Source organism: Pseudacidovorax sp. (assembly GCF_017991995.1).
Taxonomy (GTDB): domain Bacteria; phylum Pseudomonadota; class Gammaproteobacteria; order Burkholderiales; family Burkholderiaceae_C; genus Xenophilus.
In genome coordinates, this window is sequence record NZ_JAGOPN010000024.1 from 34366 (window position 1) to 53200 (window position 18835).

Sequence of the window (18835 nt, forward strand, 5' to 3'; positions counted from 1 at the left end):
AGCTGAGCCATGCGCCGCTGAACACGCCGACGAGCGCGGTGACGGGGCCCAGGGCACGGTAGCCGCGGCCGGTTTGCTTCGAGGGGGACATCAGGCTTGCTCCTTCACGGATGGCACGAGGGGCAGTCGCAGCGTGGCCCCCATCGCGCCCCAGGCCGAGGGGGCGGCATAGAGGCGGCCGCGGTGGGCATCGATGGCCTGGGCGCATTCGGCCAGCGGCCGCAGCGCGGCGTCGCGCTCCGGATGCACGGCCTGCGAGAAGCCGTGCACGCGCCGGGCCAGCGCGGGCGGCTGCCGGTCTGCCGGCTCGTCCACCACCGAGACGGCGGCGGTGGCGCCTTCGGCGCGTGCGTGCACGCGCAGCACGCCGCCGGCGGGCGCCAGCAGTTCGGCGGCCAGCGCGAGCAGGCGGCCCAGCACCTGTGCCAGGCCGTTCGGCGCCATGGCGACCCACAGGGCATGGGCCGGCAATTGCCAGTCGACGGACACGCCCGGCGCCAGGCGCGGCCCGGCTGCCATGGCGGCCAGCACGGCGCGCAGGTCGGCCGTCGTGTCGGCCGGCTGTACGCCGGCAGGCAGGCTCGCGGGCGCGGTGCGCCAGGCGGTGGCGTCGGTGCGGGCTCCAGCTCTCACGGCGGCCTCCCGGTCAGAAGTTGTGGCGGATGCCGAAGTCGTACCCCGTGGACGACTTCGGCAGACCGCTGTAGCCCACGCCCACCGAGCCGTAGCCGGTGGTGGCCGCGGCCGACAGGCTGCCGGTGTAGGCGCTGTCGTTGCGGTTGCTGATGCGCGCCACGGTGGCATACAGCGACGTGCGCTTGGACAGGTTGTGCACATAGCCCAGCGCCAGCTTGCGCGAGCGCGGCGCTTCGCCGTAGAGCGGCGCGAGCGCGCCTTCGTCGTAGCGCACCTGGCCGTAGGAGGCGCGGATCAGGCCCGCGCCCACCGGCATGCTGGCGCCGATCAGGTAGCCGTCGTAGTTGTTGCTGAGCGAGGTCTGCAGCGTGTCGGAGCGGTCGCGCACGTTGGAGAGTTCGCCGAAGAGCTTGACCGGCCCGAAGTCGTAGGTGGCCCCCAGGTTGCTGCGGCGCACGGTGCGGGTGAGGCTGCCGCTGTCGGTCACGGTGGTCTGGCCGGAGGCCAGGGCGATGTCGAGCGGGCCGTTGGCATAGCCGAAGCGCGCGCCGGTGTAGCGGCCCGCATCGCTGGTGCCGGTGAGGCTGGTGCTGGTATCGACGTTCTCGTGCGCTGCGTACTGCACCTGACCGTAGAAGCCACCCAGCGTGGCCGGCAGGAAGTAGCTCACCATGTTGCTGGCGCGCAGGTAGTTGGTCGCCAGGCCGGTGTCGGCCGCGCTCACCGCGCCGATGATGTTCGCGCCCGAGCCGTTGCCGCCGAAGGGGTCGAAGATCGTGTCGTTCAGGGAGTTGGCGGTGCGGTCGCGGCCGAGGCGGATCTCACCGAAACGGCCCGACAGGCTCACCGTCGAGCGGCGTGTGAACGCCAGGCTGCCGGCGCCATCGTCGGTGGACAGCGGCGCCTCCAGCCAGAAGCTGGCGGCCAGGCCACCGCCGAGGTCTTCCACGCCCCGCAGGCCCAGGCTGCTGTTGCCGTAGCCCGAGTTGCCCAGGCTGGTGCGGCTCTGGCGCGTGGTGAGGCCGGTGGTGGCATCGGTGGCCGTGGCCGACTGATAGGTCACGCCCGTGTCGATGGTGCCGAAGAGGGTGACAGACGATTGGGCCGAGGCGGCCCCGGCGAGCGCGCCGCAGGCCAGGGCGACGAGGGTGTTCTTCATTCTTGCTCCGTTCCTTTCGAGCCACGGCCGGCCGTCGGCCGGAACCATGGGCGCCGGCAGGAGACCGGCGCGAGCGAATGGTCGGGGGCAAAGTCGGAGGAAATTTGAATGGGCCCACGCTGCCGTGCGAGGGCGCAGCGCGGGCCCGGCGTGCCGCGGCTACATGCCGAGCAGGTGTGGCAGTACCGCCAGCAGGGCGCTGATGGTGAAGAAGGACAGGGCGGTGGTGGCCAGCAGCGAGGCGGCCGCCAGCGAATCCTGGCCATGCGGCTGCGCCAGGATCGGATAGATGCTCAGCATGGGCGCAGCCGCCGACAGCACCAGCGCCAGGCGCAGCGCCGGCTCCATGGGCGGCATGCCCAGCGCCTCGGCGGCCAGCAGCACGGCCAGCATCAAAGCGGGGTGCAGCAGCAGCTTGCCGGCCGCGATGCGCAGCACCTGGCGGCGCATGCCCGCCAGGCCCAGGCCCACCAGCGAGCCGCCGATCACGAACAGTGACAGTGCGGTGCTGGCCTGCGCGAACAGACCGATGGTGCGCAGCAGCGGCGCCGGCAGGCGCAGGCCGGTCAGCGCCACCGCCACGCCCGCCGCCATGGCCCAGATCATGGGGTTGCGCGCCAGGCTGTGCGCCGTGCGCCGCAGCGTGAGGCGCCAATCGCCGCGGCCGTCGGCGGCATCAGCCAGCGCCATGGCCAGCGGCACCAGCAGCAGGTTCTCCACGATCATGTTCAGGCCCAGCACCAGGCCGGCGCTCTGCGCGATCACCATCGACAGGATGGGGTAGCCGACGAAGCCGCTGTTGGGGCAGCTCATGCCCATGGCCACGAGCGCCGGCACGGGGCTGCCGGCGGGTGCCTGTCGCGCCGCCCACCAGCGGCCCACGAAGAGCGTGAGCAGCGACCCCACCGCGTACAGCAGCATGTAGCGCAGGTTGAGCACATCGCCCGTCGGTCGCTGGACCAGCGCGCTGAACAGCAGGGCCGGCAGCGCCAGCCGGATGACGAACTGCCCCAGCACCCGCATGTCCGTCCGGGCAAACAGGCCCCTGCGGGTGACCAGCCAGCCGGCAGCGATGGCGAGATAGATGGGAACGGTGATCGAAAGGATGGCGAGCATGGCGGGTCCGGCGAGCCCGGCACTGTAGCCATGCGTCCCGATCCGCGTCGTTTGCGAATCGAACAGCCCCATGCCGCGCTGCGTCTGAATGTGCAAAAAATCAGTACATGAATTGCTGAAATCTGATCCCAAGGTGAACTTCACGGGTGCTATCTTTTCCTGCATCAAGACAGAGGACCCCGCATGCTCTCCCCCACGACAACCGCTCTGCGTATTGGTTTTGCCCGCCTGGCCCTGGGCTTTGCGGCCGCTCTCGCGGCGCTGGCGCCGGCCCATGGGCAGGCACCCGCCAAGCCGCTCAAGCCCGTCACCATCGCCCTGGGCACGCAGGTGGTCAACGTCACCTATCCCTGGCTCACGCTGCCCATCGCGCTGGGCTACTGGAAGGAGGAGGGCTACGACGTCAAGGTGGTCACCGTGGGTGGCTCGCTGCAGGGCATCCAGCAGATGGTGGCCGGCGGCGTGGAGTTCGCGCAGGTCAACTCCACCGGCCTGATCCAGGCCAACACCGACAACAACGTGGCCGTACGCGGGCTCATGGGCACCGGCGTCATCGACTGGGGCATCGGCGTGACGCAGGACGGCCCCATCAAGAGCGTGACGGACCTCAAGGGCAAGAAGATCGGCATCTTCAGCCTGGGCACCGGCGGTGTGCCGCTGCTCAAGGGCTACCTGCGCTCCAACGGCATCGACCCCGACAAGGACGTGCAGATCATCGCCACCGGCGCCGGTGCGCCCGCGCTCGAAGCGCTCAAGAGCGACCGGGTGCAGGCCCTGATGTTCTGGGGCTCGGCGCTCACCGGCTTCCAGAACGCCGGCACACCGCTGCGGGTGCTGTACGCGCCGGCTTGGCGCGCCCTGCCCGACTTCACCTTCGCCACCATGCAGAAGACCATCGACGCCGACCCGGCGATGGTGGAGGCCATCTCCCGCGGCGCCGCCAAGGCCACGCTCTTCGCCTGGACCAACCCGGACTGCGCCCGCCGCATCCACTGGAAGAGCTTCCCCTCCACCAAGCCCACCGGCGCCGACGAGGCCACGCTGGCCAAGTGGGACCTGGCGCTACTCAACACGCAGCTGGACACCATGAAGGCCGCGCACACCATGAATGGCGGCAAGCTGATCGGCGCGATGGACCCGGCCGCCTACGGCCGCATGCAGGACTTCATGCAGGGCGAAGGGCTGATCAAGCGCACGGTGCCGGTCGAGTCGATGCTCTACCTCAAGCCGGGCTTCGTGGAGGCGATCAACCGCTTCGATCACCAGGCCGTCGTCGACGCCGCCAAGGCGTGCAAGAACGGCTGACATGACGCCCGAACAATTCATCGCCGGCCTGCCCAAGGCCGAACTGCACATGCACATCGAGGGCTCCATCGAGCCCGAGCTGATGCTGTCGCTGGCCCGGCGCAACGGCGTGGCCATCCGCTGGCAGACCGAGGCCGAGTTGCGCGACGCCTACCGCTTCACCCGGCTGCAGGACTTCCTGGACCTGTACTACGACGGCTGCCGCGTGCTGCTGCAGGTGGCCGACTTCCACGAGGTGACGCGCGACTACCTGCGTCGCGCCCATGCCGATGGCGTGCGGCATGCCGAGATGTTCCTCGGGCCGCAGGGCCACACCACGCGCGGGGTGCCGCTGGCGGTGGTGATGCAGGGCGTGCTGTCGGCCATGGACGCGGCCGAGGCCGAGGACGGCATCACCAGCGGCCTGATCCTGGTGGCCCAGCGCCACCGCAGCGAAGAGGAGGCCATGGCGCTCCTGGCCGAGGCCGAGCCCTGGTTCGACCGCATCCTGGGCTTCGGCCTGGGCGGCGCGGAGCTGGGCCATCCCCCCTCGAAGTTCGAGCGCTTCTTCGCCCGCTGCCGCGAACTGGGCTTCAAGGTGACGGCCCATGCCGGGGAGGAAGGCCCGGCCGCCTATGTACGCGAGGCGGTGGAGCTGCTGCAGGTGGACCGGCTGGACCACGGCAATGCCTGCCTGGACGACCCGGCGCTGGTGCAGGAGTTGACGCGCCGCCGCATTCCGCTGACGGTGTGCCCGCTGTCCAACCTCAAGCTGCAGGTGGTGACGGACATGGCGGCGCATCCGCTCAAGACGCTGATGGACGCCGGCCTGTGCGTCACGGTCAATTCCGACGACCCCTCCTACTTCGGCGGCTACGTCAACGACAACTACCTCGCCTGCCAGCAGGCGCTGGGCCTGACGCAGGGCGAGCTGGCGCAACTGGCGCGCCAGAGCTTCGAGGCCGCGTTCATGCCCGAGGCGCAGCGCGCGCAGGCGCTGGCGGCCATCGACGACTGGGTGGCGCTGGCCGATGCCGCCGTCTGACCCTTCTCCCGAGGACCTCGCATGAGTTCGACCCTGGCGCCCGAAGCGCCGCCGGCCTTCCGCTTCGGCGGCCTGCACAAGACCTTCCGCTCCAAGGACGGCGGCGACGTCGTCGCCCTGCACGACGTGCATTTCAGCGTGCGGCGCGGCGAGTTCGTCACCGTGGTCGGCCCCAGCGGCTGCGGCAAGAGCACGCTGCTGCGCATCCTGGCCGGCCTGGAGCGCGCCAGCCGCGGCCAGGTGGAGCTGGGTGGCAGGCCGCATGCCGGGCCCAGTCGCGACGTGGGCGTGGTGTTCCAGTCGCCGGTGCTGCTGCCCTGGCGCAACATCCTCGACAACGTGCTGGTGCCGGCCGAGATCCAGGGCCGCGACCGTGCCGCCGCGCGTGAGCGGGCCCGGCACTACCTGCAGTTGGTGGGCCTGTCCGGCTTCGAGACCAAGTACCCCGGCGAGCTGTCGGGCGGCATGCAGCAGCGCGTGGGCATCGCCCGGGCGCTGGTCAACGACCCGCTGCTGCTGCTCATGGACGAGCCCTTCGGCGCGCTCGACGCCATGACGCGCGAGACCATGAACACCGAGCTGCTCAAGCTGCGCGAGCGCACCGGCGCCACCATCATGCTGGTCACGCACAGCATTCCCGAGGCGGTCTTCCTGGGCGACCGGGTGATCGTCATGTCGCCGCGGCCCGGTCGCGTGACGCAGGTGGTGGAGGTGGACCTGCCCTCGCCGCGCACCCTGGACCTGATCAACACCGAGCGCTTCGGCACCTACGTGTCGGGCATCCGCGCGAACCTGCATGCCAGCGGAGGGCTGGACTGATGGCCGACACCCTGACCTCTTCCGTGCCGCCGGGCGCGGCCGCCGCCGAGGACGCCCCGGTGCGTGCCACCGGTCTGACGCCGATGCGCCGGCGCGTGCTCATCGCCGCCGTGTTCGTGGCCGTGATCGCCGCCTGGCAGCTGGCGGTCACAGCACTCGACGTGTCGCACCTGATCTTCCCCGGCCCGCTGGCCGTGGTGCAGGCGCTCTACGACGGCATCGCCTCTGGCGACATCCCCTCGCACCTGTGGGTCACGCTCTACGAGATCCTGGCCGGCTTCGCGGCCGGGGCGCTCGCCGGCTTCGTGCTGGGTGCGCTGATCGGCCAGAGCGCGCTGCTGGAGGCGGTGCTCTACCCGTACGTGGTGGCCTTCCAGACTGTGCCCAAGGTGGCCGTGGCGCCGCTGTTCGTGCTGTGGTTCGGCTTCGGCACCACGTCGAAGGTGATCATCACGGCCACCATCGTGTTCTTTCCGGTGCTGGCCAACACCATCGTCGGCCTGCGCTCGGCACCGCGCGAGCAGATCGACCTGATGCGCGCCTTCACCGCCTCGGGCTGGCATGTGTTCCGCATGGTGCGGCTGCCGCATGCGCTGCCCTATGTGTTCGCGGGGCTGGACATCGGCATCGTGCTGTCGGTCATCGGCGCCATCGTGGGCGAGTTCGTCGGCGCCCAGGCGGGACTGGGCTACCTGATCCTGCAGCGCAACTTCTCGATGGACGCGGCGGGCATGTTCGCCATCCTCATCGTGCTCTCGCTCATCGGCATCGTGCTGCATGCGGCGGTGCGCTGGATCGCGCGGCGCGTGATCTTCTGGGCCGACGCCTTCTCCGATCTCTCGCGCGGCAGTTAGCCCCCTGGCCGTTCCCGCCGCGCACTCTCCCCAAAACCAAGGAGCCTCCCATGACCGAATCGAACGACCACGCCGTGGTCGCGCCCCGCCGTGCCTCGGCGCAGGAAATGCCCGTCCTCGACCTGGGCGAATGGATCGCCGGCGGTCCCATCGAGCCGCTGGTCGCGCAGTTCCGCGAGGCCTGTACCCGCACCGGCTTCTTCTACGTGAAGAACCATGGCGTGCCGCAGGCCGTCATCGATGCCGTGTTCGACGCCACCCGCCGCTACATGTCGCTGCCCATGGAGGAGCGCCTGAAGGACAAGATCGATGAGCGCTTCCGCCGCGGCTTCATGCCCATCGGCGTGACGCAGCATCCGGGCCACAAGCCCGACCTGAAGGAAAGCTACGAACTGGGCCTGGACCTGCCGCTCACCGATGCCGACGTGCAGGCCGGGCGCCCGCTGCATGGCCCCAACCGCTGGCCGGCCGACAAGCCCTGGCTGGAAGAGGCCGCGATGGCCTACTTCAACCACACCATCGCGCTGGGCAAGCGGCTGCTGCGCGTGTTTGCGCTGGCGCTGGGTCAGCCGGAGGCGTTCTTCCTGCAGTACGCCCGCAAGCCGATGGTGCAGGCGCGGCTCTTCCACTATCCGCCGCAGGAGTCGCCCACCCAGCTGGAACTGGGAGCCGCTGCCCACACCGACTACGGCATGCTGACCCTGCTGGTGCAGGACCCGATCGGCGGCCTGGAGTTGCGCACCAAGGCCGGCGAATGGGTGGCCGCGCCCTACATCGAGGGCACGCTGGTGGTGAACCTGGGCGACCTGGTGAAGGTATGGACCAACGACCGCTATGTCTCCAACCTGCACCGCGTGGCCAACCGCACCGGCCGCGAGCGCTATTCGATCCCGACCTTCTTCAACCTGGACTACGACACGCCCGTGGCCTGCCTGCCCGGCTTCGTCGAGCCGGGCGAGGCGCCGCGGCATGCGCCGATCAAGTCGGGCGACTATCTCGTGAGCCGCTTCGCCTCGGTGCAGAAGTACAAGACGCCGGCCGAGCTGGCGGCCGAGGAAGCGGCGGGCTGAGGGCGCCACGCGCCATGCGTCGGCGGCCGGCCTCGATCAGCGGCTGGGCCGCACCGCGGCCGCGGCGGATTCGGGCTCCAGTTGCTCCAGTTCGGCCGTCAGCTCGTTGATGAAGGTGGTCACCGGCAGCGGCAGGTTGCGGCCCCGGTGCACGCACAGCGAAAAGCGCTGCGGCTTGGCGCGCGGGTCCTTCAGCAGCACATAGCGGCCGCGCCCGGCCAGGTGCTGCGTGTCCTGCAGCGGCGGCGTCAGGATCGACAGCGCCATGCCCTCGGCCGAGACGTTGCGCAGCAGCTCGTAGGAGTTGGTCTCCAGCGCCACCTTGGGCCGGATCTTGGCCTTGGACAGCATCTCGTCGTACTGCTGCTTGGTCCACATGGTGGCGTCGGGCAGGGCCAGGCCATATTCCGCGCAATCCGACAGGCGCAGCGTCTCGCGCCCGTGCAGGGGATGACCGGCGCTCACGTACACGTACAGCGGCAGCAGGCGTTGGTAGGCGATGGTCACGTCCTGATGGGTGACGTTGCCGAAGGTCAGGCACAGGTCCAGCCGGTCGTCCACCAGCATCTCGATCAGCTGCGGGCTGTTGTAGACCTGCACGTTGAAGGTGAAGCCCGGAAAGCGCCGCGTGAAGCGGGCCATGAAGCCGGGCATGAAGTCGCGGATCAGCGATTCCGGAATGCCCAGGTTGACGTGGCCGCGGCGCAGGCCCTGGATGGCCTCGATCTCGGAGCGCAGGCGCCGTGATTCGCTGTCCACGCTCTTGGCATAGCGCATCAGCAGTTCGCCCGCCGCCGTCAGCTTGAGGGTCGAGCGGCCCCGGCTGCGCTCCAGCAGCGGCGCGCCCAGCGTCTCTTCGAGCAGGCCGATCTGGCGGCTGATGGCCGAGGGCGCGACGAAGAGGATCTCGGAGGCGGCGCGGATGGAGCCGCAGCGCACCGACTCGACGAAGTAGCGCAGTGCGGTGGTGGAGATCACGGCTGCACCGCCCGCGCGGGCAGGACGGTGCGCGCAGGCGCCGCCAGCTGCCTCATGGTGCGGTGATCAGGCAGCAGGCGCGGCTTCGGCGCCGGCGGCCAGCACATGGCCGGCCTGCTGGTCGGCGTGGTAGCTGGAGCGCACCATGGCGCCCACGGCGGCATGGCTGAAGCCCATCTTGTAGGCCTCTTCCTCGAACATCCTGAAGGTGTCGGGGTGCACGTAGCGGCGCACCGGCAGGTGGCTGTTGCTGGGCGCGAGGTACTGGCCGATGGTCAGCATGTCGATGTCGTGCGCGCGCATGTCGCGCATGACCTGCAGGATCTCTTCGTCGGTCTCGCCCAGGCCGACCATGATGCCGCTCTTGGTCGGCACGTTGGGATGCAGCGCCTTGAACTTCTTGAGCAGGTTCAGGCTGAACTGGTAGTCGGAGCCCGGCCGCGCTTCCTTGTACAGGCGCGGGATGGTCTCCAGGTTGTGGTTCATCACATCCGGCGGCGCGGCCTTGAGGATCTCCAGCGCGCGGTCGTCGCGGCCGCGGAAGTCGGGCACCAGGATCTCGATCTGCGTCGTGGGCGAGAGCTCGCGCGTCTTCTGGATGCATTCCACGAAGTGGCCGCTGCCGCCGTCGCGCAGGTCGTCACGGTCGACGCTGGTGATCACCACATACTTCAGGCGCAGCTTGGCGATGGTCTTGGCCAGGTTGAGCGGCTCGTCCTTGTCCAGCGGATCGGGCCGGCCGTGGCCGACGTCGCAGAAGGGGCAGCGGCGCGTGCACTTGTCGCCCATGATCATGAAGGTCGCCGTGCCCTTGCCGAAGCATTCGCCGATGTTGGGGCAGGAGGCTTCTTCGCAGACCGTGTGCAGGTTGGACTCGCGCAGGATCTGCTTGATCTCGTAGAAGCGCGTGGTGGGGCTGCCGGCCTTGACACGGATCCATTCGGGCTTCTTGAGCACCTCGCCCGTCTGCTCGACCTTGACGGGAATGCGCGAGAGCTTGGCGGCGGCCTTCTGCTTGGCCAGCGGGTTGTAGGTGTCGGCGCTCTGGGCGTCGCGGACGACTTCGGTGGAGCTCATTGGGAGGCTTTCTGGGAGGGGCCGGGGGTGTCAGGGCAGGAGGTAGGCCTGCAGCTTCCGGCTCAGTACCTGGGCGGCATCGTCCCAGGCCACGGGGACGCCGATTGTAGAAAGGTCGACCGTGCGCAGCCCTGCGTAGCCGCAAGGGTTGATGCGCGAATAGGGTTCCAGGTCCATGGCCACGTTGAGCGCCACGCCGTGGTAGGTGCAGTGTCGGCTGACCTTGAGGCCCAGCGCGGCGATCTTGCCCAGGCCGCGGAAGGGGTCACCGCCGGGCATGGGGCCGGTCAGCGCCGCGTGCGAGAAAGGGTCGTCCAGCCGCACGTAGATGCCCGGTGCCGTGGGCACGCGGTGGCCGGTCACGCCGAAGTGGGCCAGCGTGGCGATCACCGACTCCTCGATGCGGTAGACGTATTCCTTGATGAAGTAGCCGGCGCGCTTCAGGTCCAGCAGCGGATAGGCCACCACCTGGCCCGGGCCGTGGTAGGTGACCTGGCCGCCGCGGTCGGTCTGGATGACGGGAATGTCGCCCGGCAGCAGCAGGTGGTCCTGCCGGCCGGCCAGGCCCTGCGTGAAGACCGGGTCGTGTTCGCACAGCCAGAGACGGTCGGGCGTTTCGGGCACGCGCTCGGCGGTGAAGCGCTGCATGGCGGCGAAGGTGGCGGCGTAGTCCACCCGGCCCAGCCACTCGGGCGTGGGCGGAGGCGGGCGGATGGCTTCTGCCGCGGCCGGGGCTTCGCCGTCGGCCACGCTCACAGCACGACCTTGACCATCGGGTGCGAGGACAGCGTGCGGTAGAGCTCGTCCAGCTGCTCGCGGCTGGTGGCGGTGATGGTGATGGTCACGCCCAGGTAGTTGCCGGCGCGGCTGTCGCGCAGCTCGATGGTGCCGGCGTCGAACTCGGGGTCGAACTGCCTGGCGATGTGCGTCACGGCGCCGACGAAGCCGTCCACCTTCGCACCCATCACCTTGATGGGAAAGCGCGAGGGGTATTCGATCAGCGAATCCTTGCGCGGGTCGGTCGAACCGGGGGTGGCGGGGGTGTCGGTCATGGCTGGGGCTCCTGCTTGGCGTCCTGGTAGGCCGCATACAAGGCGTGGTAGATGGGGCCGGGCTCGCCCTTTCCAACCGGGCGGCCGTCCAGGCGGGTCACGGGCACGATCTCTTTGGTGGCGGAGGAGATCAGCAGTTCGTCGGCCGAGAAGACTTCACCCCGCGTGATGTCGCGCAGCGCGAAGGGAATGCCGCGCGATTCGCACAGACGCTGCAGCAGGCCATAGCGGATGCCGCGCAGTACGCGGTGGTCGGGCACCGGGCCGGCGACGGCACCGTCCTTGATCACCCAGACGTTGCTCGACGAGGCCTCGCTCAGCAGCTCGCCGCGGAACATCAGCGTCTCGGCGGCGCCGGCTTCCACGCTGATCTGGCGCGCCAACACGGCGCCCAGCAGGCTGGTGCTCTTGATGTGGGCCTTCTGCCAGCGGAATTCCTCCGCCGTGACGCAGGCCACGCCCTCGGCGCGGGCCTTGTCGGCCACGGGCTTGAGCGGATTGAGCATCACGAAGACCGTGGGGATGAGGCCCGCAGGCATCGCGTGGTCGCGGATGGCGACGCCGCGGGTGATCTGGATATAGAGCGACTGGGAGGGAGAGCGCTCCGAGGCCTCGATCAGCCGCTCCGCGATGGTGCGCCAGCCGCCGCGGTCGTGCGGATTGGGAATGCGCAGCTCGTCGAGCGAGCGCTCCAGGCGGCCCATGTGCTCGTCGAAGCAGAACAGGCGGCCCTCGTACACCGGCACGACCTCGTAGATGCCGTCGCCGAAGATGAAGCCGCGGTCCAGAACGCTCACTTTGGCGTCGCGCAGCGGCAGGTATTCGCCATCGAGATGGCACAGGGATTCGGGCAGGGGCGTGGCAGCAGGCATGGGTCGATTATCGAAGGCGCACCACTCTGGGCTGGCCTCTACGTGTTTTTGCTACCTATAATGAGTGGCTTTGTAGATTTCTCCACTTGACCGTTTGGACCGACGGCTGCCATTCGAATGACAACCAAGGCCCCGATCCGCACGGTCGACACCGAGCTTGCAGAAGCTGACGAAGACAGCTTCACCCCGCTGACTGCCGAAGAGGCCCAGCGGCTTCGCGAGCGCCATCCCGAACTCTCCCCCTGGTGGGTGGTCGGGGCCCAGATCGCCTCGGGGTTGATCGTGGCAGCGGTGGCCTGGGGCTGGACGCAGCGGCCGGTGGCGGCGGTGTCCGCGTTCTACGGAGCCATGGCGGTCGCTGTGCCCGCTGCGCTGTTCGCCCGTGCCATGGGTCGCATGCGTGGTGGCGTGTCGCAATCGGCTGCCATGCTGGGTTTTATGGTGTGGGAACTGATCAAGATCGCGCTGACCGTGGCTCTGCTGGCCGCGGCACCGTGGCTGATCGAGGGAATTCACTGGCTGGCTCTGCTGGCCGGCGCGGTGGTCGCGCTCAAGATGTACTGGCTCGCGCTGGTCATGCGGCCCCGCAAACCGAACCGTATTTGACTGTTTAAGAGAAAAGACGCTGAAAGATGGCCGCCGAAGGACACGCCCCGACCGCGAGTGAGTACATCGTCCACCACCTGCAGCACTGGCAGGTGGACTGGAGCCTCAAGCCCGTGGTCCAGAAGGCCATCGTGGACTTCGGTGTCATCAACCTCGACTCCGTTCTCTATGCGCTGGTGATCGGCGCGCTCGGCTGCTTCGTGCTGTGGCTCGCCGCACGCAAGGCCACGGCCGGCGTGCCCGGCCGCTTCCAGGCGGCCGTCGAGATGCTGGTCGAGATGGTCGACAACCAGGCCAAGGCCAACATCCACAACGCCAAGAGCCGCAAGTTCATCGCCCCGCTGGCGCTGACCGTGTTCGTGTGGATCTTCCTGCTCAACGCCATGGACATGCTGCCGGTCGACCTGCTGCCGGCGATCTGGTCCAAGGCCTACGCGGCCCTGGGCCACGACCCGCACCATGCCTACATGCGCGTGGTGCCCACCGCCGACCTGTCCACCACGCTGGGCCTGTCGACCTCGGTGCTGCTGCTGTGCCTGATCTACAGCATCAAGATCAAGGGCCTGGGCGGCTGGGGCCATGAGCTCATCTCTGCCCCTTTCGGTGCGCACCCCCTGCTGTGGCCCATCAACCTGCTGATGCAGATCATCGAATACTTGGCCAAGACCATCTCGCATGGCATGCGGCTGTTCGGCAACATGTATGCGGGCGAACTGGTGTTCATGCTGATCGCCCTGATGGGCGGTGCCATGGCGGCCTCGCTGTCGGGCGTGCTGCTGCCCATCGGCCACATCATTGCCGGCACCATCTGGGCGATCTTCCACATCCTGGTGATCACGCTGCAGGCCTTCATCTTCATGATGCTGACGCTCATCTACCTGGGCCAGGCGCACGAAGCCCACTGAGTGGCCCTCGCGGCCCTCGTGCTCCCGCTTTTCCTCTCGTTTTTCCCCTCTCTCTTGCCTTTCATCTAAGGAGTCATCATGGCAAACGTTCTCGGTCTCGTCGCTCTGGCTTGTGGTCTGATCGTCGGTCTCGGCGCTATCGGCGCGTCCATCGGCATCGCCCTCATGGGTGGCAAGTTCCTCGAGTCCTCGGCTCGCCAGCCTGAACTCATGAACGACCTGCAGACCAAGATGTTCATTCTGGCCGGCCTGATCGACGCCGCCTTCCTGATCGGCGTGGCCATCGCCCTGCTGTTCGCCTTCGCCAACCCCTTCGTCGTCGCCGGCGCCTGATCCTTTTCGTCCACACCGTCTGTAGAAAGGTGTTGTCGTGAGCATCAACGCAACCCTGTTCGTTCAGGCCGTCGTCTTTTTGCTGCTCGTGCTGTTCACGATGAAGTTCGTGTGGCCGCCGATCGCAAAGGCGCTGGATGAACGGGCTCAAAAGATCGCTGCGGGCCTGGCGGCCGCCGAGAAGGCCAAGGCCGAACTCGCTTCCGCCAACCAACGCGTCGAGCAGGAGCTGCAGGCTTCGCGCACCGAGACCAGCAACCGCCTGGCCGATGCCGAGCGCCGCGCCCAGCAGATCATCGAAGAGGCCAAGGCCCGCGCCACCGAGGAGGCCAACAAGATCGTGGCCGCCGCGCGCGACGAGGCCGAGCAGCAGTCCGTGCGTGCCCGTGAAGTCCTGCGCGAGCAGGTCGCCACGCTGGCCGTCAAGGGCGCCGAGCAGATCCTGCGCAAGGAAGTCGATGCCAACGTGCATGCCGACCTGCTCAATCGCCTGAAGACCGAGCTGTAAGGACGAACCGATGGCCGAACTCGCCACCATTGCCCGTCCTTACGCCGAGGCGCTGTACAAGGCGTCAGCCGGCAACGCGCAGGCTGCGGCCGAATGGCTTGAGCCGCTGGCCCAGGTGGCTGGCAGTGCGCAGCTGCAGCAATTCGCAGCCAGCCCCAAGGTGTCCTCGCAGCAGGTGTTCGACCTGATCGCCGGGATGGTGCCGGGCGGCCTGCCGCAAGCGGGCCAGAACTTCCTGCACGCCGTCATCGACAACGGCCGCCTGGCCGCGCTGCCGGAAGTGGCGACGCAGTACCGCGCCCTGCAGAACGCCGCCAGCGGCGCTGCCGATGCCGTGCTCTTCAGCGCCTTCCCCATCGAAGGCCCGGCTCTGGGCGAAGTCCAGGCCGCACTGGAGCGCCGCTTCGGCCGCAAGCTGACCACCCGCGTGGAGCTGGATCCGTCGCTCATCGGCGGCATCCGCGCCGTGGTCGGCGACGAAGTGCTCGACACCTCGGTCAAGGCCCGTCTCGAACAAATGAAGGCGGCGCTCACCGCCTGACCCGGCTGGTGGCGCGCGTCCTTACACCCGATTGAAAGAAGGAAAGAGTCATGCAACTCAATCCCGCAGAGATTTCCGAACTGATCAAGAGCCGCATCGAAGGGCTGGGCGTCAGCGCCGACATCCGTAACGAAGGCTCCGTGGTCTCGGTGACCGACGGCATCGTGCGCGTGCACGGTCTGTCCGACGCGATGCAGGGCGAAATGCTGGAGTTCCCGCCCACGCCCGGTGGCCAGCCCACCTACGGCCTGGCGCTGAACCTCGAGCGCGACTCCGTCGGCGCCGTGATCCTGGGCGAGTACGAGCACATCTCCGAAGGCGACACCGTCAAGTGCACGGGCCGCATCCTGGAAGTGCCCGTCGGCCCCGAACTGATCGGCCGCGTGGTCAACGCCCTGGGCCAGCCCATCGACGGCAAGGGCCCGATCAACGCCAAGCTGACCGACGTGATCGAGAAGGTCGCGCCCGGCGTGATCGCCCGTCAGTCCGTGGACCAGCCGATGCAGACCGGCCTGAAGTCCATCGACGCGATGGTGCCCGTGGGCCGCGGCCAGCGCGAGCTGATCATCGGCGACCGCCAGACCGGCAAGACGGCCGTGGCCATCGACGCGATCATCAACCAGAAGGGTCAGAACATGACCTGCGTCTACGTTGCGATCGGCCAGAAGGCCTCGTCGATCAAGAACGTGGTGCGCGCCCTGGAGCAGGCCGGTGCGATGGAATACACCATCGTCGTCGCCGCTGCGGCTTCGGAATCGGCTGCCATGCAGTACGTGTCGGCCTACTCCGGCTGCACGATGGGCGAGTACTTCCGCGACCGCGGGCAGGACGCGCTTATCGTCTATGACGACCTGTCCAAGCAGGCCGTGGCCTACCGCCAGGTCTCGCTGCTGCTGCGCCGCCCGCCGGGCCGCGAAGCCTACCCCGGCGACGTGTTCTACCTGCACAGCCGCCTGCTGGAGCGCGCCGCCCGCGTGAGCGCCGACTACGTCGAAGCCTTCACCAAGGGTGAAGTCAAGGGCAAGACCGGCTCGCTGACCGCACTGCCGATCATCGAGACGCAGGCCGGCGACGTGTCCGCCTTCGTGCCGACCAACGTGATCTCGATCACCGACGGCCAGATCTTCCTGGAAACCAACCTGTTCAACGCCGGCATCCGTCCCGCCATCAACGCGGGTATCTCGGTGTCGCGCGTGGGTTCGGCAGCGCAGACCAAGGTCATCAAGGGCCTGTCCGGCGGTATCCGTACCGACCTGGCGCAGTACCGCGAACTGGCCGCCTTCGCGCAGTTCGCCTCGGACCTGGACGCTTCGACCAAGAAGCAGCTGGACCGCGGTGCCCGCGTGACCGAACTGCTCAAGCAGCCCCAGTACAGCCCGCTGCCCGTGTCGCTGATGGCCGCTTCGCTGTTCGCGGTGAACAAGGGCTTCATGGACGACCTGGACGTCAAGAAGGTGCTGCCCTTCGAGCACGGCCTGCACCAGTTCCTGAAGACAAGCCACGCCGCCCTGGTCGACAAGATCGAGCAGGCCCGGGCCCTGGACAAGGACGCGGAAGCCGAACTGACGGCCGCGATCACCTCGTTCAAGAAGTCCTTCGCCTGATCCGAGAGGCATAGAGCGCTATGGCAGCCGGCAAGGAAATCCGCGGCAAGATCAAATCGGTGGAGAACACCAAGAAGATCACCAAGGCCATGGAAATGGTGGCCGCGTCCAAGATGCGCAAGGCGCAGGAACGGATGCGCTCCGCGCGTCCGTACAGCGAAAAGATCCGCGCCATTGCGTCCAACCTCAGCCAGGCCAATCCGGAGTACACCCACGCCTTCATGAAGACCAGCGACGCCAAGGTCGCTGGCATGATCGTGGTGACGACGGACAAGGGCCTGTGCGGCGGCATGAACACCAACGTGCTTCGTGCCGTCACCAGCAAGCTGCGCGAGCTGCAGTCGGCCGGTGTGTCCACCGAGGCGGTGGCCATCGGCAACAAGGGCCTGGGCTTCCTGACGCGCGTGGGCGCCAAGGTGGTCTCGCAGGCGGTGCAGCTGGGCGACACGCCCCACCTAGAGAAGCTGATCGGCCCTGTCAAGGTGCTGCTGGACGCTTACGCCGAAGGCCGCCTTTCCGCCGTGTACCTGAGCTACACCAAGTTCGTGAACACGATGCGCCAGGAGTCGGTGGTCGAGCAGCTGCTGCCGCTGAAGGCCGAGAGCCTCAAGGGCGGCGAGGGCAGCGCCCCGCAGCATGCCTGGGACTATATCTACGAGCCCGACGCGCAGACCGTCATCGACGACCTGCTGGTGCGCTACGTGGAGTCGCTGGTCTACCAGGCTGTGGCCGAGAACATGGCCTCCGAGCAGTCGGCGCGCATGGTGGCCATGAAGGCCGCCACCGACAACGCGGGCAACCTGATCAACGAGCTGAAGCTGGTCTACAACAAGACCCGCCAGGCCGGCATCACCAAGGAACTGTCGGAAATCGTGTCCGGTGCGGCCGCGGCCACCGGCAACTGATTCCGCCCGATCCGGCATTCAGCAGATTCAAGACAAATTACTGGAGCACAACATGGCTCAGGCTCAAGGAACAATCGTTCAATGTATCGGCGCCGTGGTCGACGTGGAGTTTCCCCGTGACCAGATGCCCAAGGTGTACGACGCCCTCAAGTTCGAAGGCGGCGGACTGACGCTGGAAGTGCAGCAGCAGCTGGGTGACGGCGTGGTGCGCACCATCGCGCTGGGCAGCTCCGACGGCCTGCGCCGCGGCATCACCGTGGTCAACACCGGCGCGCCCATCACGGTGCCCGTCGGCAAGGCCACGCTCGGCCGCATCATGGACGTGCTGGGCAACCCCATCGACGAGCGCGGCCCGGTCTCGCAGGAGTTGACGGCTTCGATCCACCGCAAGGCCCCGGCCTATGACGAACTGTCGCCCTCCACCGAACTGCTCGAAACGGGCATCAAGGTGATCGACCTGGTCTGCCCGTTCGCCAAGGGCGGCAAGGTGGGCCTGTTCGGCGGCGCCGGCGTCGGCAAGACCGTGAACATGATGGAGCTCATCAACAACATCGCCAAGGCCCACAGCGGTCTGTCGGTGTTCGCCGGTGTGGGCGAGCGTACCCGCGAGGGCAACGACTTCTATCACGAGATGTCCGACTCCAAGGTCGTGGTTCAGGAGAACCTGTCCGAGTCGAAGGTGGCCATGGTCTACGGCCAGATGAACGAGCCCCCGGGCAACCGTCTGCGCGTGGCCCTGACCGGCCTGACCATCGCCGAATCCTTCCGCGACGAAGGCCGCGACGTGCTGTTCTTCGTGGACAACATCTACCGCTACACCCTGGCCGGCACCGAAGTGTCCGCCCTGCTGGGCCGCATGCCTTCCGCCGTGGGCTACCAGCCGACGCTGGCCGAGGAAATGGGCCGCCTGCAGGAGCGCATCACGTCCACCAAGGTCGGCTCGATCACCTCGATCCAGGCCGTGTACGTGCCGGCCGATGACTTGACCGACCCGTCGCCCGCCACCACCTTCGCCCACCTGGACTCCACCGTGGTGCTGTCGCGCGACATCGCGTCGCTCGGCATCTACCCCGCCGTGGACCCGCTGGACTCGACCTCGCGCCAGCTGGACCCGAACGTCGTCGGCGAAGAGCACTACGGTGTGGCCCGCGCCGTGCAGGGCACGCTGCAGCGCTACAAGGAACTGCGCGACATCATCGCCATCCTGGGCATGGACGAACTGGCGCCCGAGGACAAGCTGGCCGTGGCCCGCGCCCGGAAGATCCAGCGTTTCCTGTCGCAGCCTTTCCACGTGGCCGAAGTGTTCACCGGCGCGCCCGGCAAGTACGTGCCGCTGTCGGAAACCATCCGTGGCTTCAAGATGATCGCCAACGGCGAGTGCGACCACCTGCCCGAGCAGGCCTTCTACATGGTCGGCACCATCGACGAGGCCTTCGAAAAGGCCAAGAAGCTCGGCTGATCGGCGCATCAC

The 18835-nt window shown here is 68.0% G+C and carries 21 protein-coding genes; 13 read left to right on the forward strand and 8 right to left on the reverse strand.

Annotated features, from left to right (window positions below; genetic code table 11):
- Window positions 1-90: 90 nt before the first annotated feature.
- The 3 genes from KBC94_RS25630 to KBC94_RS25640 form a co-directional block, all read right to left on the reverse strand.
- Entirely contained in the window at window positions 91-633 is a 543-nt protein-coding gene (locus tag KBC94_RS25630; protein ID WP_294377165.1) for a hypothetical protein, read from the reverse strand.
- A 13-nt stretch (window positions 634-646) separates the two neighbouring features.
- Complete coding sequence (locus tag KBC94_RS25635; protein ID WP_294377167.1) at window positions 647-1795, reverse strand: porin; 1149 nt, start codon at window positions 1793-1795, stop codon at window positions 647-649.
- Window positions 1796-1954: 159 nt separating this feature from the next.
- The gene (locus KBC94_RS25640) at window positions 1955-2911 is read right to left on the reverse strand and encodes an AEC family transporter (protein WP_294377170.1); all 957 of its coding nucleotides are present in this window, start codon (window positions 2909-2911) and stop codon (window positions 1955-1957) included.
- A 183-nt stretch (window positions 2912-3094) separates the two neighbouring features.
- Between KBC94_RS25640 and KBC94_RS25645 the strand changes: the two genes are divergently transcribed.
- Genes KBC94_RS25645 through KBC94_RS25665 form a run of 5 tightly spaced genes read left to right on the forward strand, consistent with a single transcriptional unit; the run spans window position 3095 to window position 7983 of the window.
- A complete protein-coding gene (locus KBC94_RS25645) occupies window positions 3095-4216 on the forward strand; it encodes an ABC transporter substrate-binding protein (protein ID WP_294377173.1) in 1122 nt (373 codons plus the stop codon).
- Between the two features lies 1 nt (window position 4217).
- Entirely contained in the window at window positions 4218-5240 is a 1023-nt protein-coding gene (locus KBC94_RS25650; protein WP_294377176.1) for an adenosine deaminase, read from the forward strand.
- 21 nt (window positions 5241-5261) lie between these two features.
- Window positions 5262-6059, forward strand: coding sequence for an ABC transporter ATP-binding protein (locus tag KBC94_RS25655; protein ID WP_294377179.1), 798 nt, complete (start codon window positions 5262-5264; stop codon window positions 6057-6059).
- Window positions 6059-6913 (forward strand): ABC transporter permease, encoded by an 855-nt coding sequence (locus tag KBC94_RS25660; protein ID WP_294377182.1) that lies wholly within the window; start codon window positions 6059-6061, stop codon window positions 6911-6913. Before KBC94_RS25655 ends, KBC94_RS25660 begins: the two co-directional genes overlap by 1 nt.
- 50 nt (window positions 6914-6963) lie before the next feature.
- Complete coding sequence (locus KBC94_RS25665; RefSeq protein WP_294377184.1) at window positions 6964-7983, forward strand: 2-oxoglutarate and iron-dependent oxygenase domain-containing protein; 1020 nt, start codon at window positions 6964-6966, stop codon at window positions 7981-7983.
- Window positions 7984-8019: 36 nt separating this feature from the next.
- On the opposite strand, the gene KBC94_RS25670 is transcribed toward KBC94_RS25665, so the two are convergent.
- The 5 genes from KBC94_RS25670 to KBC94_RS25690 all read right to left on the reverse strand — a co-directional run bounded on the left by KBC94_RS25670 (window position 8020) and on the right by KBC94_RS25690 (window position 11962).
- The gene (locus KBC94_RS25670; RefSeq protein WP_294377187.1) at window positions 8020-8961 is read right to left on the reverse strand and encodes a LysR family transcriptional regulator; all 942 of its coding nucleotides are present in this window, start codon (window positions 8959-8961) and stop codon (window positions 8020-8022) included.
- A 66-nt stretch (window positions 8962-9027) separates the two neighbouring features.
- On the reverse strand, window positions 9028-10038 hold the full coding sequence (gene lipA / locus KBC94_RS25675; protein ID WP_294377189.1) for a lipoyl synthase: 1011 nt from the start codon (window positions 10036-10038) through the stop codon (window positions 9028-9030).
- A 30-nt stretch (window positions 10039-10068) separates the two neighbouring features.
- A complete protein-coding gene (gene lipB, locus KBC94_RS25680) occupies window positions 10069-10722 on the reverse strand; it encodes a lipoyl(octanoyl) transferase LipB (RefSeq protein ID WP_294377351.1) in 654 nt (217 codons plus the stop codon).
- A 68-nt stretch (window positions 10723-10790) separates the two neighbouring features.
- Window positions 10791-11090: a DUF493 family protein gene (locus KBC94_RS25685; protein WP_294377191.1), complete on the reverse strand. Its 300-nt coding sequence runs from the start codon at window positions 11088-11090 to the stop codon at window positions 10791-10793.
- On the reverse strand, window positions 11087-11962 hold the full coding sequence (locus tag KBC94_RS25690) for an aminotransferase class IV (protein ID WP_294377192.1): 876 nt from the start codon (window positions 11960-11962) through the stop codon (window positions 11087-11089). Before KBC94_RS25690 ends, KBC94_RS25685 begins: the two co-directional genes overlap by 4 nt.
- 117 nt (window positions 11963-12079) lie before the next feature.
- Between KBC94_RS25690 and KBC94_RS25695 the strand changes: the two genes are divergently transcribed.
- From KBC94_RS25695 to atpD, 8 genes are all read left to right on the forward strand, one after another.
- Window positions 12080-12568 (forward strand): ATP synthase subunit I, encoded by a 489-nt coding sequence (locus KBC94_RS25695; protein ID WP_294377194.1) that lies wholly within the window; start codon window positions 12080-12082, stop codon window positions 12566-12568.
- Window positions 12569-12594: 26 nt separating this feature from the next.
- A complete protein-coding gene (atpB, locus tag KBC94_RS25700; protein WP_294377197.1) occupies window positions 12595-13473 on the forward strand; it encodes a F0F1 ATP synthase subunit A in 879 nt (292 codons plus the stop codon).
- Window positions 13474-13551: 78 nt separating this feature from the next.
- On the forward strand, window positions 13552-13806 hold the full coding sequence (gene atpE / locus KBC94_RS25705) for a F0F1 ATP synthase subunit C (RefSeq protein ID WP_038200332.1): 255 nt from the start codon (window positions 13552-13554) through the stop codon (window positions 13804-13806).
- Window positions 13807-13843: 37 nt separating this feature from the next.
- Window positions 13844-14314 carry a F0F1 ATP synthase subunit B gene (locus KBC94_RS25710; RefSeq protein WP_017762128.1) on the forward strand — a complete coding sequence of 157 codons (471 nt, stop codon included), beginning with the start codon at window positions 13844-13846 and terminating at the stop codon, window positions 14312-14314.
- 10 nt (window positions 14315-14324) lie between these two features.
- Entirely contained in the window at window positions 14325-14855 is a 531-nt protein-coding gene (locus KBC94_RS25715; RefSeq protein ID WP_294377211.1) for a F0F1 ATP synthase subunit delta, read from the forward strand.
- Window positions 14856-14905: 50 nt separating this feature from the next.
- Window positions 14906-16459, forward strand: coding sequence for a F0F1 ATP synthase subunit alpha (gene atpA / locus KBC94_RS25720; protein WP_294377214.1), 1554 nt, complete (start codon window positions 14906-14908; stop codon window positions 16457-16459).
- Window positions 16460-16479: 20 nt separating this feature from the next.
- A complete protein-coding gene (gene atpG, locus KBC94_RS25725) occupies window positions 16480-17364 on the forward strand; it encodes a F0F1 ATP synthase subunit gamma (RefSeq protein WP_294377217.1) in 885 nt (294 codons plus the stop codon).
- A gap of 52 nt (window positions 17365-17416) precedes the next feature.
- Window positions 17417-18823: a F0F1 ATP synthase subunit beta gene (atpD, locus tag KBC94_RS25730; RefSeq protein ID WP_043117619.1), complete on the forward strand. Its 1407-nt coding sequence runs from the start codon at window positions 17417-17419 to the stop codon at window positions 18821-18823.
- The last annotated feature ends 12 nt before the right edge of the window (window positions 18824-18835 follow it).

What these genes read in the sequence shown, in the direction of transcription:
- KBC94_RS25715 (WP_294377211.1), top strand. Translation starts at nt 14,325, where the DNA reads ATGGCCGAACTCGCCACCATTGCCCGTCCTTACGCCGAGGCGCTGTAC.
- KBC94_RS25690 (WP_294377192.1), bottom strand. Translation starts at nt 11,962, where the DNA reads ATGCCTGCTGCCACGCCCCTGCCCGAATCCCTGTGCCATCTCGATGGC.
- KBC94_RS25650 (WP_294377176.1), top strand. Translation starts at nt 4,218, where the DNA reads ATGACGCCCGAACAATTCATCGCCGGCCTGCCCAAGGCCGAACTGCAC.
- atpG (WP_294377217.1), top strand. Translation starts at nt 16,480, where the DNA reads ATGGCAGCCGGCAAGGAAATCCGCGGCAAGATCAAATCGGTGGAGAAC.
- KBC94_RS25685 (WP_294377191.1), bottom strand. Translation starts at nt 11,090, where the DNA reads ATGACCGACACCCCCGCCACCCCCGGTTCGACCGACCCGCGCAAGGAT.
- KBC94_RS25640 (WP_294377170.1), bottom strand. Translation starts at nt 2,911, where the DNA reads ATGCTCGCCATCCTTTCGATCACCGTTCCCATCTATCTCGCCATCGCT.
- KBC94_RS25665 (WP_294377184.1), top strand. Translation starts at nt 6,964, where the DNA reads ATGACCGAATCGAACGACCACGCCGTGGTCGCGCCCCGCCGTGCCTCG.
- KBC94_RS25655 (WP_294377179.1), top strand. Translation starts at nt 5,262, where the DNA reads ATGAGTTCGACCCTGGCGCCCGAAGCGCCGCCGGCCTTCCGCTTCGGC.
- atpE (WP_038200332.1), top strand. Translation starts at nt 13,552, where the DNA reads ATGGCAAACGTTCTCGGTCTCGTCGCTCTGGCTTGTGGTCTGATCGTC.
- atpD (WP_043117619.1), top strand. Translation starts at nt 17,417, where the DNA reads ATGGCTCAGGCTCAAGGAACAATCGTTCAATGTATCGGCGCCGTGGTC.
- lipA (WP_294377189.1), bottom strand. Translation starts at nt 10,038, where the DNA reads ATGAGCTCCACCGAAGTCGTCCGCGACGCCCAGAGCGCCGACACCTAC.
- KBC94_RS25695 (WP_294377194.1), top strand. Translation starts at nt 12,080, where the DNA reads ATGACAACCAAGGCCCCGATCCGCACGGTCGACACCGAGCTTGCAGAA.
- atpB (WP_294377197.1), top strand. Translation starts at nt 12,595, where the DNA reads ATGGCCGCCGAAGGACACGCCCCGACCGCGAGTGAGTACATCGTCCAC.
- KBC94_RS25645 (WP_294377173.1), top strand. Translation starts at nt 3,095, where the DNA reads ATGCTCTCCCCCACGACAACCGCTCTGCGTATTGGTTTTGCCCGCCTG.
- KBC94_RS25635 (WP_294377167.1), bottom strand. Translation starts at nt 1,795, where the DNA reads ATGAAGAACACCCTCGTCGCCCTGGCCTGCGGCGCGCTCGCCGGGGCC.
- atpA (WP_294377214.1), top strand. Translation starts at nt 14,906, where the DNA reads ATGCAACTCAATCCCGCAGAGATTTCCGAACTGATCAAGAGCCGCATC.
- KBC94_RS25660 (WP_294377182.1), top strand. Translation starts at nt 6,059, where the DNA reads ATGGCCGACACCCTGACCTCTTCCGTGCCGCCGGGCGCGGCCGCCGCC.